This is a genomic window from Celeribacter arenosi, from assembly GCF_039539485.1.
Lineage (GTDB): Bacteria > Pseudomonadota > Alphaproteobacteria > Rhodobacterales > Rhodobacteraceae > Celeribacter > Celeribacter arenosi.
The window spans coordinates 423,930-436,753 of sequence record NZ_BAABDF010000007.1 but is presented as its reverse complement, the minus strand read 5'-3'; the positions used below and the strand labels follow the sequence as shown (position 1 = coordinate 436,753).

At 57.8% G+C, this 12,824-nt stretch carries 11 protein-coding genes; 7 read left to right on the top strand and 4 right to left on the bottom strand.

Translation table 11 applies throughout. The features are described from left to right. Window positions 1-55 precede the first annotated feature (55 nt). From ABD815_RS09725 to ABD815_RS09705, 5 genes are all read left to right on the top strand, one after another. The gene (locus tag ABD815_RS09725) at window positions 56-1,324 is read left to right on the top strand and encodes an extracellular solute-binding protein (RefSeq protein WP_344846755.1); all 1,269 of its coding nucleotides are present in this window, start codon (window positions 56-58) and stop codon (window positions 1,322-1,324) included. A 100-nt stretch (window positions 1,325-1,424) separates the two neighbouring features. Next, window positions 1,425-2,270 carry a carbohydrate ABC transporter permease gene (locus ABD815_RS09720; protein ID WP_344846753.1) on the top strand — a complete coding sequence of 282 codons (846 nt, stop codon included), beginning with the start codon at window positions 1,425-1,427 and terminating at the stop codon, window positions 2,268-2,270. After that, complete coding sequence (locus tag ABD815_RS09715; RefSeq protein WP_344846751.1) at window positions 2,267-3,106, top strand: carbohydrate ABC transporter permease; 840 nt, start codon at window positions 2,267-2,269, stop codon at window positions 3,104-3,106. The genes ABD815_RS09720 and ABD815_RS09715 overlap by 4 nt, the downstream gene beginning before the upstream one ends. Window positions 3,107-3,135: 29 nt before the next feature. Beyond that, the gene (locus tag ABD815_RS09710; RefSeq protein ID WP_344846749.1) at window positions 3,136-4,179 is read left to right on the top strand and encodes an ABC transporter ATP-binding protein; all 1,044 of its coding nucleotides are present in this window, start codon (window positions 3,136-3,138) and stop codon (window positions 4,177-4,179) included. A gap of 10 nt (window positions 4,180-4,189) precedes the next feature. Further along, window positions 4,190-5,467, top strand: coding sequence for an amylo-alpha-1,6-glucosidase (locus ABD815_RS09705; protein WP_344846747.1), 1,278 nt, complete (start codon window positions 4,190-4,192; stop codon window positions 5,465-5,467). A gap of 77 nt (window positions 5,468-5,544) precedes the next feature. On the opposite strand, the gene ABD815_RS09700 is transcribed toward ABD815_RS09705, so the two are convergent. From ABD815_RS09700 to ABD815_RS09685, 4 genes are all read right to left on the bottom strand, one after another. Then, a complete protein-coding gene (locus ABD815_RS09700) occupies window positions 5,545-5,973 on the bottom strand; it encodes a universal stress protein (protein WP_344846745.1) in 429 nt (142 codons plus the stop codon). Beyond that, a complete protein-coding gene (locus ABD815_RS09695; protein WP_344846743.1) occupies window positions 5,970-8,579 on the bottom strand; it encodes a TRAP transporter permease in 2,610 nt (869 codons plus the stop codon). The genes ABD815_RS09700 and ABD815_RS09695 overlap by 4 nt, the downstream gene beginning before the upstream one ends. Window positions 8,580-8,720: 141 nt before the next feature. After that, entirely contained in the window at window positions 8,721-9,689 is a 969-nt protein-coding gene (locus ABD815_RS09690; RefSeq protein WP_344846741.1) for a TAXI family TRAP transporter solute-binding subunit, read from the bottom strand. Window positions 9,690-9,722: 33 nt separating this feature from the next. Next, window positions 9,723-10,586: a MurR/RpiR family transcriptional regulator gene (locus tag ABD815_RS09685; protein ID WP_344846739.1), complete on the bottom strand. Its 864-nt coding sequence runs from the start codon at window positions 10,584-10,586 to the stop codon at window positions 9,723-9,725. 98 nt (window positions 10,587-10,684) lie between these two features. Here ABD815_RS09685 and ABD815_RS09680 point away from each other — a divergent pair, with 98 nt between their 5' ends. Continuing rightward, window positions 10,685-12,004, top strand: a complete 1,320-nt coding sequence (locus ABD815_RS09680; RefSeq protein ID WP_344846737.1) for an aspartate aminotransferase family protein — start codon at window positions 10,685-10,687, stop codon at window positions 12,002-12,004. A gap of 17 nt (window positions 12,005-12,021) precedes the next feature. Continuing rightward, entirely contained in the window at window positions 12,022-12,789 is a 768-nt protein-coding gene (locus ABD815_RS09675) for a beta-keto acid cleavage family enzyme (RefSeq protein ID WP_344846735.1), read from the top strand. Window positions 12,790-12,824 lie beyond the last annotated feature (35 nt).

Sequence of the window (12,824 nt, the reverse complement as noted above, 5' to 3'; positions counted from 1 at the left end):
TTAAGACGGGCGTCGGCAGGGAGGCTGGCCTCGAATAAAATTTCTGGGAGGAAACATGACCCTACTTTCCAAAATCGCCGGACCCGTGTCCGGCCTAGCCATTATGTGTTCGGCTGTCGCAGCACAGGCCGATGTCCTTTTCTGGTCGACGCAGGCCAAGCCCGTCGAAGAAGCGCAAGCAATGCGTGAACAGGTCCTCTCCGGATTTGGAGATGCCGTGGATTACCAACCAAACGACGGTGGCCCGTGGCTCACGCGTCTTAACGCCGAACTGCAGGCCGGATCCGGCTCGATTGGATTGCTGGGCGGGTTGCATGGCGACTTCTCCGCAATGAACCCCGATGATCTGGTTGATCTCGGCGACCTTGGCGTCACCTCGGCCAGCGATACGTTCAACAATCTCGCAAAACTTGGCACCGACTCGCTCCAGTACATCCCGTGGATGCAGGCGAGCTATATTATGGCGGCCAGTAAGAAGGCCCTGGAATATCTGCCCGACGGTGCAGACATCGACGCGCTTTCCTACGACCAGTTGATCGAGTGGTCCGCAAACGTACACGAAGCCACAGGCGAGCCAAAGTTCGGCTTTCCAGCCGGACCAAAGGGTCTGAAGCACCGCTTTTTCCAAGGCTACCTGTACCCCTCCTACACCAATGGCGTTGTGCGCACCTTTGCGTCCGATGAAGCCGTTGTCGCATGGGAAAAGTTCCGCGAACTCTGGGAGCACACGAACCCTGCCTCGACCAACTTCTCCTTCATGCAGGAACAGTTGATTTCGGGCGAAGCGTGGATCGTTTTTGACCACACATCCCGTCTGGCGCAGGCGTTTAACGACATGCCGGATGATTTCGTGGCTTTCCCTGCCCCTGCAGGTCCAACCGGGCGCGGCTTTATGCCGGTTCTCGCCGGTGTCGCAATCCCGCGCACAGCACCTGACATGGACGCTGCCAAAGCATTGGTCGCCTATATGCTGAAACCGGAAACACAGATCGAAACACTGCGTGCGACGAACTTCTTCCCCGTTGTCGACGTTGATCTGCCAGACGATCTGCCGGCCTCTGTTCAGGCCGCTGGTGCAGCCGTTGCTAAAATGAGTGGCTCTGCCGATGCCAACCCGGGCCTGTTGCCCGCGGGACTTGGTGACAAAGGCGGCGACTTCAACCGCGTCTTTGTCGATGCCTTCGAACGTATCGTTTTGGCCCGTCAGGACATCCGCGCGGTTCTCGATGATCAAAAAGGCCAACTGGCCGCGATCATGGAAGAAACCGGTGCACCATGCTGGGCGCCTGATGCACCCTCCGATGGAGCATGCCCTGTCGAGTAATCGACGCGCAACGATCCAAACCGATCAACTGTCTGGGCCCCGATGGGCCCGGACACCCCCCACTTCACAAGGCGCCTGAGCGCCAGATTGGAGCGCCGCGATGAACGCTCGGATATTGCCCTATGTGCTGATCCTGCCGGTCACGATCTTCTTGTGTGTGTTCTTCCTCTACCCCTTCGTTCTGGTGGCCCAGCAGGCATTCGGAACAGGCTCAGGTTTCAGCCTCGAGAATTTCCGCGAAGTCGTCAGCTACTGGAAGTTCCCGATTTCTTTGAAAAATACCCTGCTGCTCGCTGCAGCGGTGGTCCCGATCCAGCTGGCTCTGGCGTTGCTCATGGCAACTATGGTCAACCGGATGCAAAAGGGCCGCGATCTGGTACTCTATATCTGGACGATCCCACTGGGCATTTCCGATCTTGCCGCGGGCCTGATCTGGTTGGCGATTTTCGAGCAATCCGGCTTCCTCAACACGATGATGAGTGGTCTGGGGATCGTCGACAGACCGGTCAACCTCCTCTCCTACCAGCATCCCGGTGTCGTCTTTCTCGCCATTGCGCTCGCCGAAATCTGGCGCGCCACCGCGATCATGCTTGTTATCCTCGTGGCCGGTATCGGGCTGATCCCGAAAGAATATTATGAAGCGGCCGAGGTTTTCGGCGCATCCCCCTGGAAGCGGTTCCTGCGTATCACCCTGCCTATGCTGCGCCCGTCATTGCAAACCGCATTGGTGCTGCGCGTGATCCTCGCCTTCGAGATCTTCGCCGTCGTCGCCGCGCTGGGTGGAACGCTGTTTCCGGTACTTATGGGCGAAACCTATGCCTATCAGTTTGATCTACTCAACAATGGTGCGGCTGCCGCGATGGCCCTGATCATTCTCGCGATCTCGATCGCCTTCACGCTCGTCATCCTGCGCATTCTGCGCGTACCGAAGGGAGCCACGATATGACCGATGCAGCCAGCGTTGATCTGCCCAGAGATACGCGAAAATCGGGTAAGTTTCTCTATGTGTCCGCAGTGGTCCTCCTGTGTGCGTGGGTGATCGTGCCGATCTATTTTCTGATGATCAACACGCTGTCCTCCCCCGAAACGGTCACGAGTTTTCCCAAACCTCTCTTTCCCGAGTTTGACTTGGGTAGTCTGAAGTTCTTTGCCGGGTTCGCCGGGATGCTCGCGGCGCTAAAAAACTCGGTTCTCGTTGCGGCCATGACGATGGTCATGTCGATCCTCGTCGGCGCGCCCGCCGGTTATGCACTGTCGCGCTTCGAGTTTCGCGGCAAAGGCCTCTTCCGGCTTCTGATCCTGTTGACGCGGGCGTTTCCACTGCCCCTGCTCGCGCTGCCATTGGCCGTGATGTTCATCCGCACGGGGTTGGACGACACGGCTTTTGGGCTTGCGCTGGTGCATACGACATTGGCGATCCCTTTTGCGGTGTTGATTACCTTTTCGCTGTTCTCCGGCATCCCGATCGAACTCGAAGAGGCGGCATGGACGCTGGGCTGCACACGGCTGACCGCATTCACCAAAGTCGTTCTTCCTCTGATCCTACCCGGGATCACGGCATCGGCAATCTTCGCCTTCGTGATCTCGTGGAACGAAGTTTTTGCGGCCGCTGTGTTGACCATTGAAAACCGGACCCTCACGGCGTTCCTGCTGCAAAACCTCGATACCTCACCGCTGCATTTGAAATTTGCCGGCGGATTCATCCTCGTCGTGCCTGCGCTGATCTTCATCTTCGCCGTACGCAAATACCTCTTTGCCATGTGGGGCATCGCGAACCGCTAGTCGGCGCGATCGAAAAAGGAACCATCGAAATGGCCGAAATCCTAATCAAGAACGTTGCCAAGACCTTTGGTGCCTATCAGGCGCTACAGGACATCAATCTCACCATTGCGGATCAGGAATTCATGGTCTTGCTCGGTGCGTCCGGCTGCGGAAAATCCACGTTGCTGCGCATCATCGCGGGGCTGGAAACCGCGACCTCCGGCGAGGTCTGGATCGGTGGGCGTCGGATCGACCACCTGTCCCCGAAAGACCGCGGCATCGCGATGGTGTTTCAAAACTACGCGGTCTTCCCCCATCTCACGGTGTTCGAAAACATCGGTTTTGGCCTGCGCATGCAGAAATTGCCAAATGACGAGGTGACACGCCGGGTCGAGCGGGTTGCCACGCTGATGCATATCGAACAGCTGTTGAAACGGTATTCCGGTGAGTTGTCCGGCGGTCAGCGCCAGCGCGTTGCCGTCGCGCGTGCCTTGGCGATGGAGCCGGACGTTATCCTGATGGACGAACCCCTGTCGAACCTCGATGCGTTGCTGCGCATGGAGATGCGCGCGGAGCTCAAAGGCGTGCTGGCTGAGAGCAAAACAACCGCGATCTATGTAACCCACGATCAAGTGGAAGCCATGAGCATGGCCGACCGCATCAGCGTCATGCATCAGGGCAAAATCGTGCAAGCGGCGTCGCCAATCGAGGTGTACCGCAACCCCTCAGCCGAATTCGTGGCGAGCTTCATCGGCAATCCGCCCATGAATTTCTTGCCCGCAAACGCGGCAGGCGATGGCAAATGGCAGGTTGCAGGCCAGACCATTGACGGTCCGCGCACCAACAATGCGGCGCTGAAGTTTGCGATCCGGCCGGAAGACATGTCCCTTGCCGACCAAGGACTCGTGGCGACCGCAAAAGTGGTCGAACCGCTCGGTGCGCATGTTCTTGTCACCTGTGAGATCGACGGAACGATATTCCGGGTCATTCTGGACAGTGAAACCACGGTTCAACCGGGTCAGAAACTGACCCTCGCCCCACATTCGGACCGCGTGCGCTGGTTCGACCCCGACACCACTTTTGCAGTCGCGTGAGATACCAAACATGGAAAACGACCTAATCGAACACGCCAAGCAGGTGCTTCGCGACAATGACCGCGGCACCTACACGGTCCCCACCCATGGGCTTTATCCGTTTCAATGGAACTGGGATAGCGCATTGAGTGCGCTAGGTTTTGCCCATTTCGACGAAGCGCGGGCGTGGACCGAAATTGACACGCTTTTCGAGAACCAATGGGACGACGGGATGGTGCCACACATCATCTTTCACCAAGTTGACGAGGGCTATTTTCCCGGTCCCGACATTTGGGGAACCGAGCGCCCGGTCCCCACGTCGGGCATCACCCAACCGCCCGTCGCAGGCTTTGCCGTTCGCCGCATGTATGATCGCGCGACGGACAAACCGCTCGCTACGGCGCGGGCGCGGGCGCTCTTGCCGCTCATCCACGCGTGGCATCAGTGGTTCTATCTCAACCGCGATCCACAGGGCACCGGATTGGTTGCGATCATCCACCCTTGGGAAACGGGACGCGACAATTCGGTGGATTGGGACGTCGCATTCCAACGCGTGCCAACCGAAGGTGTGGCCCCGTTTACCCGTCGCGACACGACCCACGCCAACCCCGCGCATCGCCCGTCGGACGAGCAGTACAAACGCTACATCTGGCTGGTGCAGAAGTTCCGCAATCTTGGATGGGATAACACCAAACTGCACGACGCCTCGCCGTTTCGGGTCGTCGATCCGGGGTTCAATGCGATTTTGATACGCTCCTGCGCAGACCTGGCTGAATTGGCGGACGAACTTGGCGAGCCGACCATCGCGGCGCAATCGCGCGCGATGGCGCAAAAAGGCAATGCAGCGATGGCGACGCTGTGGAGCGAGGAGTACGGCCAATATCTCTGCTATGACCGCATATCGGGCACACTCATTGAAAGTCCCTCGGTCGCCGGAATTCTTGCCGCCTTCGCGGATATCCCCCCTGACAAGGCAGCGGCCCTCACGCGCCGGATCGAGTCGCTGGCAGAGGCGTGCAACTACCTCGTGCCGAGTCACGATCCGAGGGCTGCAGAGTTCGAAGGTTTGCGCTACTGGCGTGGTCCGGTCTGGCTGATCGTCAATTACATGATCGCGGATGGATTAAAGCGCGCAGGGAAATCAGAGATGGTGGACCGTATCAACGCGGATTGCGTGCGCCTGATCCATCGAAGCGGGTTTGCCGAATACTACGACCCGATCACGGCAGAACCCTGTGGTGGCGCGCATTTCACGTGGACCGCTGCGATGGTGATCGAAATTCTGAGCACTCAGGACGTGACTGTCTAAGGAAACTTCAGACGGCACATTCGAAAAAAGAAACGGGCGGATTGCAGATTTGCAACCCGCCCGTTTTGGTCAACCGACTAGCGAACGACGTAGACCGACGACTTTGCGTGACGCACAACGCGCGCGGCGTTCGGCCCCAACAGATAGTCCTTCAAATCGGGGCTATGGGCGCCAATCACGATCAGATCCGCTTTGTCGTGTTTGGCGGCTTTTAGCACTTCTTCGTAGACCTTCCCGATCGAAATGACATGACGGATCGAGGCATTGCGTTCGGCCCCGACCGCCGCCAAACAGAACTCGGCCAATAGCCTTTTGGCGTCGTCACGCGCCGTCTTCACATGATGGTCTTCGAAATAGGCCCCGACAACCGAGGCGCCGTAATCGGGAACCACGGTAATCACATCGAGTTGCGCATCGTCGAGAGCCGCAAATCTGGCCGCCTCTTTCAATACATGCGCATCTTCAGGTCTGTTGATGTCGAGTGCACACAATACTGTTTTGGTCATGCGACTTCTCCTTCCATGACAGGTTCAGCGCGGCGCATCTGCAGGAACGTAATCAGGCCCAGCAGCAGGAACGCCGGAATGAACATGAGCTCTTTGGGCAACTGGTCGGCTGCGACCTGAACTGACGCAATCTGAACAGGATCATCGCCGTAGAAATCAAAGCCCGCCAGCGCATCGCTCAGGTCGGTGCCAAACATCGGTTCGTCCAGAACCTGCTCCCCGTCCAACTCGGCCAACACAAAGCCCAGCTCGTTCAGGCGTGCATCCGCGCCGTCGGTTTCCGGAACATTCACCGGCACCGTCAGTTCCTTGACTTCGAGGGTGTCGAAATCTGGTCCCGAAATAACAACGCGCATCTGGCTGCCCGCCGGTGCATCGCCCAGCGCCTGAGCGAAGGAGGCCGGTTCGACTTGGTCATAGGGTGACTGGATGTAGTTCATGAAAAAGCCGGGGCGGAAGAGCGCGAATGCAATGACCAGCAAAGCGACAGTTTCCCACACGCGGTTCTTGGTGAAGTACCAACCCATCGTCGCGGCGGTAAACACGAGGATACCGATGGTCGCCACGATAAACACCATGATCCCCTGAGCCCACGTCACATCGATGAGCAACAAATCGGTGTTGAAGATGAACACAAATGGCAGGGCTACCGTGCGCAGCGAGTAGAAGAAGGCGGTGAAGCCTGTGCGGATCGCATCCCCACCGGACACAGCCGCCGCCGCGAAACTCGCCAACCCGACAGGGGGCGTCACATCCGCCATGATCCCGAAGTAGAACACGAAGAGGTGGATGGCGATCAGCGGCACCACGAGGCCCGACTGGGCCCCGAGTTCCTGTACCACTGCAACCATGAGTGAGGAGACCACGATGTAGTTGGCCGTCGTGGGGAGCCCCATGCCCAGAATGAGCGACAGGATCGCAACGAAGATCAGCATCAGGATCAGGTTTCCGCCAGACAGGAACTCAACGAAATCCGCCATCACCTGACCGATACCGGTCAGAGACACGGTGCCTACGATAATCCCGGCCGTGGCTGTCGCCAGACCGATGCCGATCATGTTGCGCGAGCCGTCAATCATCCCTGTAATAAGGTCGTGGAAACCTTCGCGCAGACGCGAAATGGGATTTGGCTGGCCACGGAAGTAGGCCTTCAACGTTTTCTGGGTAAGCAGGATCACAAACAACAGTGTCGTTGCCCAGAATGCGGAAAGGCCCGGTGACTTACGCTCGATCATCAAAAAATAGACCAGAACGATGATCGGTAGCAGGTAATAGAGACCGGATTTGTAGATTTTGGCCAAGTCCGGCAACTCCACCACCGCGGCGTTGGGGTCGTCAGGTTCAAGGTCTTCGACCTGCGATGCCAAATAAATCAGACCAATGTAGATAGCCATCAGGAGCAGTGAGAGTAACCATCCTGACCCATCCGGAAACAACGATGTGATTGCACGCACCGGGTATTGGGTCGCGTAGCATAGCAACGCAAAACCGGCAAAAAACGCAAACATGCCGCCAATGGTTTTTGCCATCGAGACCACTTTGTTGCCGATGGTCGGCATGCGGGTTTTCACCGCCTCGAGGTGCACGATGTAGACGAGCGCGATGTAGGAAATGATCGCGGGCAGGAAGGCGTGGGTGATAACCTCGACATAGGAGATGCCGACATATTCCACCATCAGGAACGCAGCCGCGCCCATCACGGGCGGCATGATCTGACCGTTCACAGATGAGGCTACTTCGACCGCTCCGGCTTTCTCCGCGCTGAAACCCACACGCTTCATCAACGGGATGGTGAAGGTACCGGTGGTCACAACGTTGGCAATGGAAGAACCCGAAATCAGACCAGTCGCGGCCGACCCGACAACGGCCGCTTTTGCGGGGCCGCCGCGCAGGTGGCCAAGCGCCCCGAATGCCATTTTGATGAAATAGTTCCCGGCACCCGCCTTATCGAGGAGCGCGCCAAAGAGAACAAAGAGGAAGACGAATTTCGTCGAAACCCCAAGCGCGATGCCGAACACACCTTCGGAGGTGATCCACATGTGGCTCATCGCCTTGCGAAGGCTCGCGCCCGCCCAACGGATTTGATCAGGGACCCATTCGGAGGAGCCAAAGAAGACGTAGCACAGGAAGACGACCGCCAGCGCGACCATTACCGGACCGAGGGTCCGGTAGGCCGCGATAAAGAGGAAAATCAGGCCTGCCAGCGAATAATATGAATCCGAGGCATCCGCCAAACCGCCATTGCCGACGATTTTCTCGTAAAAGAAGTAGCCATACATGGCCAGGAATGCGCCCCCGAGGCCGAGTATCCAGTCGTACCACGGGATGTGGTCACGCGGGCTCGACTTGAACAGCGGATATGCCATTGCGGACAGGAAGATCGCGAAGGCCAAATGGATCTGCCGCGAGTTGTTGATCAAATCGCCAGGCAAGACATATGGCGCCGCGGGAGAGGCCAGAAGGACCTGAAAAATCGCCCAGAGCAAGGCAACGACCGCGATGAGAGTCCCGACCATGCCGGACGGCGTTCTCGCACCGCTATCTGACGCGGCGACCAGTTCCTGAAGTTCTTCTTCGCTAAGTGCGCGATTTTCCGTGTTCGACATTACGTCCCCCTGCTGGCGCTATCTGGCCCAGTCTTTGGCTGTTTTATTGTATATGTCGTTTTTTGTCCGCCGGTTCTGCGCCGATCGGTTGTACCGGGGACGACGCGCGCCCCCGGCAGTTCTTTTCATCTCAGGCGTGGATTACTCGATCCAACCCTTTTCCTTGTAGTACTTCGCAGCACCGTCATGCAGCGGTGCGGACAGACCAGCGGTCGCCATTTCCTGTGGGTCGAGGTTTGCGAAGGCAGGGTGCAGACCTTTGAAGTCGTCGAAGTTATCGAAAACTGCGGCGACGAGGGCATAGACAACCTCTTCGGAAACGTCCGCAGAGGTCACGAATGTCGCGCCCACACCGAATGTCATCGTGTCGGAGTCGTTACCACGGTACATGCCGCCGGGGATGGTGGCCGAACGGTAGTAGGAGTTGTCGTCGATCAGTTTATCGACAACTTCGCCGGATACTTCCACGAGAACGGAGTCACAGGCTGTGGTGGCTTCCTGAATGGAGCCGGACGGGTGACCGACGGTGTAGACCATCGCATCGATCTGGTTGTCACAAAGGGCTGCGGATTGCTCGGACGCCTTCAACTCTGTTGCCAGAGCAAAGTCGTCTGTGCTCCACCCCATCGCTTCGAGAAGCACTTCCATTGTGCCGCGCTGACCCGAACCCGGGTTACCGATGTTGACGCGTTTGCCTTTCATATCGGCAAAAGTTGTGATGCCGCTGTCGGCACGGGCCACGACGGTGAACGGCTCGGGGTGCACAGAGAAGACCGCGCGAAGACCTTCGAAGGGGCCTGCTTCTTCGAATTGCGAGGTGCCGTTATAGGCGTGGTACTGCCAATCGGACTGGGCCACACCAAACTCCAACTCGCCTTCGCGAATGGTGTTGATGTTGTACACGGAACCACCGGTCGACTCGACGGAACAACGAACGCCATGGTCTTTGCGCCCTTTGTTGACGAGACGGCAGATCGCGCCACCCGTTGGGTAATAGACACCGGTAACACCACCGGTGCCGATCGTGATGAACTCTTCGGCATAGGCGGCCGGTGCCATGAACGCAGCGGTTACAACGCCAGCGGCCGCAATTTTAAACTTCTCGAACATGTTAAACTCCCTGAAAGTTCGAATTTTCGTTTCTTATCGGTCGCCGACTTCCGTCAACGCCCGAGTTGCTTCCTCCACATTGGCGATACGCTCACGCGCGGTTTCGCCAGAGCGGCTCACAAGTAGTCCAACGATGACTTCCATCAGAAAGGTCGTGGCCACATAGGAAGAAAAGAAGTGCGGACTATCCGTCGGCACTATGAAGTGCACATCAGCGTGTTTGAGCGCTGGGCAACTATGTGAATCCGTAATCAAAACAACGTACACGCCGTTGTCTGCGGCAAATTTGGCCGCTTTCATGGCTTGTCGCGAAAACGGCGGTTTGGATACGATAACCAATGCATCGCGCGCATCCAACCCCGTCAGACCCGACCCGAGCGACGCGCCCATCCGGCTGACCATCGACCAGTTGTCGAAGGCAAAGTTGGCCATATAGGCTGTGTATTCAACCACGGCAGTCGATCCCAAAACGCCCTTGAGCACCACGCGACGCGCCTCGCCGAGACGGTCGACCACTTCTTCAAGTTCGTCTGCATCAATCGTGGCACCGAGCTGGTCGAGGTTTGTCTGGCAGGCCACAAGATGCGCGTCGAAAAATCCGCCGTCCTGCAAATTGTGATCGAGTTGGAGCCTTTCAGCGCGGTCTGCGAATTTATGTACCCGACGGCCCAGAGTGGTTCGCATTTCTTCGCGCACTTGCTCAAAGCTGTCGTATCCGAGCACTCGCGAGAGCCGTGTGAAGCTTGCCGGGGACACACCGCTGTCGGCCGCAATCCGACGCAGCGGTCTGGAAGCCGTATTGATCGGATTATCAATCACGTAGTCAGCTGCCGCTTTGAGCGCACCTGACAAATCCGCGTATTTTCCCGACAGTCTGGTTTCAAAAGCTACAAACAACACCCGCTCCACAACGTCATTGCGTCAGGGTTCACTTTGTTTCATTCCTTGTCAATCTGTGAATCTTTTGTTTCAAGCCTCAGCCTCAAAGGTGACGAATGTCCAAGATTTTTCCCCGTAACTGTCATGCCGCCACGCCCACAGCCCAGCGCGGTGAAGGCGTGTACCTTATTGATGCAGAAGGGAAATATTACCTCGACGGCTCAGGTGGGGCCGCCGTTTCCTGTCTTGGGCATAGCGATGAATCCGTAATCGCTGCGGTTCGCGACCAGGTGGAATCTCTCGCTTTCGCGCATTCCGGGTTCTTCACAACAGACCCCGCCGAGGCGCTGGCTGAACGACTCATCGCCCATGCTCCGGCGGGAATTGATCGCGTTTACGTGGTGAGTGGCGGCTCGGAAGCCGTAGAAGCAGCATTGAAACTGGCGCGCCAATTCATGATCGAAAAAGGCGAAGACAAACGCACACGGTTCATCGCACGACGCCAGAGTTATCACGGCAACACGCTCGGCGCGCTGGGAACGGGTGGCAATATGTGGCGGCGCGCGCCTTTTGACCCCTTGATGGTGTCGGCGTCGCACATCGACCCGTGCTACGAATACCGTCTGCGTCGCCCCGACGAGAGTCCCCACGACTACGCCTTGCGTGCCGCGGATGCGTTGGAGGAAGAGCTTTTGAGGGTCGGGCCCGAAACGGTCATCGGCTTCATCGCGGAGCCGGTCGTCGGCGCGACGGCGGGTGCCGTGCCTGCCATGCCGGGGTATTTCAAACGCATCCGCGAAATATGCGACCGCTATGGCATCCTGTTGATCCTCGATGAAATCATGTGCGGCATGGGGCGCACCGGAAAACTCTTTGCCTGTGAGGAGGATGGTATTTCGCCAGACATTATCACCATCGCGAAAGGGTTGGGCGCGGGCTACCAACCCATTGGCGCGATGCTGTGTTCTGGCGCCATCTACGACGCGATCGCCAATGGGTCGGGTTTTTTCCAGCACGGTCACACCTATCTTGGTCACCCTGTCGCCTGCGCGGCCGCAAACGCGGTTCTTTCACGGCTTCTCGATGATGGCCTCGTGGAACGCTCGGCGCAGATGGGGAAGACGTTGCAGGCTGCTCTGGAAGCCGAGTTTGGCGAGCATCCCCATGTCGGCGACATTCGCGGGCGCGGCATGTTCCGTGGTCTTGAATTCGTCGCCGACCGCGCATCTAAAGAACCCTTTTCGCCAGAGCGTGCCATCGCTGCGAAACTCAAAAAAGCGGCCTTTGCAAACGGGCTTATTTGCTACCCGATGAGCGGCACGATTGACGGCCAACATGGCGACCATGTCCTTCTGGCTCCCCCATTTATCATTACCGACGATCAGATCGGTGAATTGGTGAGCAAGCTTTCGGCCAGTCTGGATGCCGTGTTGTGAGGGCGCTGCCGCGTATCATGGTTGCTCCCAACGGCGCACGTTTGTCCAAAACAGATCACCCTGCTATCCCCCTAACTCTTGATGAAATCGTTGCCTGCGCGCGCGACTGCCATGCGGCAGGGGCAGACGGGATTCACGCCCATATCCGCGACGCAGACGGGCAGCACCTGCTGGATTGCGCGCGATACAGGCAACTTGTGTCCGCTCTGAAGGGTGCGGTGCCCGATCTGGCAGTTCAGATCACGACCGAAGCTGTCGGGCGCTACGACCCCGCCACGCAAATGGAGGTCGCCCTGAACGCCGGCGCCGAAATGGTCTCCGTGTCGATCCGCGAAATCTGTCGCGCGGATGTGTCTGACGTAGGTCGCTTTTTCCATCAATGCCGTGACACTGGTATTGCCGTCCAACACATCCTTTACGACCGTGGCGATTGTGAACTTCTCGGCGAGGTTTTGGCCGAGGACGAGCTGCACAATCCTGCCCTGCAACTCCTCTACGTCCTTGGGCGCTATAGTGAAAATCTACAATCGACGCCGAGCGACCTTTCGCCTTTTGTCGACTGGCAGGCATCCCTGAACCTTACGCCGGATTGGGCCGTCTGTGCTTTTGGCAAAAGTGAAGCGGTCTGTTTGAAGGCGGCGGCCGCACTCGGAGGGAAATGCCGTGTCGGGTTTGAGAACTCGCTGTATTTGAGCGACGGGTCGATTGCTGCGGACAACGCCGAAAAAGTGAAGGATCTCAGGGCAATTCTGACGCGCGATGAAGGTGCCTCCAATCAACTATGAATAGGCAATCGAGACCAATTCATAGCCAGCACGGC

Coding starts and splice junctions, on each gene's coding strand:
- ABD815_RS09675 (WP_344846735.1), top strand. CDS start 12,022: ATGGTTGCTCCCAACGGCGCACGTTTGTCCAAAACAGATCACCCTGCT.
- ABD815_RS09715 (WP_344846751.1), top strand. CDS start 2,267: ATGACCGATGCAGCCAGCGTTGATCTGCCCAGAGATACGCGAAAATCG.
- ABD815_RS09705 (WP_344846747.1), top strand. CDS start 4,190: ATGGAAAACGACCTAATCGAACACGCCAAGCAGGTGCTTCGCGACAAT.
- ABD815_RS09725 (WP_344846755.1), top strand. CDS start 56: ATGACCCTACTTTCCAAAATCGCCGGACCCGTGTCCGGCCTAGCCATT.
- ABD815_RS09690 (WP_344846741.1), bottom strand. CDS start 9,689: ATGTTCGAGAAGTTTAAAATTGCGGCCGCTGGCGTTGTAACCGCTGCG.
- ABD815_RS09710 (WP_344846749.1), top strand. CDS start 3,136: ATGGCCGAAATCCTAATCAAGAACGTTGCCAAGACCTTTGGTGCCTAT.
- ABD815_RS09720 (WP_344846753.1), top strand. CDS start 1,425: ATGAACGCTCGGATATTGCCCTATGTGCTGATCCTGCCGGTCACGATC.
- ABD815_RS09695 (WP_344846743.1), bottom strand. CDS start 8,579: ATGTCGAACACGGAAAATCGCGCACTTAGCGAAGAAGAACTTCAGGAA.
- ABD815_RS09700 (WP_344846745.1), bottom strand. CDS start 5,973: ATGACCAAAACAGTATTGTGTGCACTCGACATCAACAGACCTGAAGAT.
- ABD815_RS09680 (WP_344846737.1), top strand. CDS start 10,685: ATGTCCAAGATTTTTCCCCGTAACTGTCATGCCGCCACGCCCACAGCC.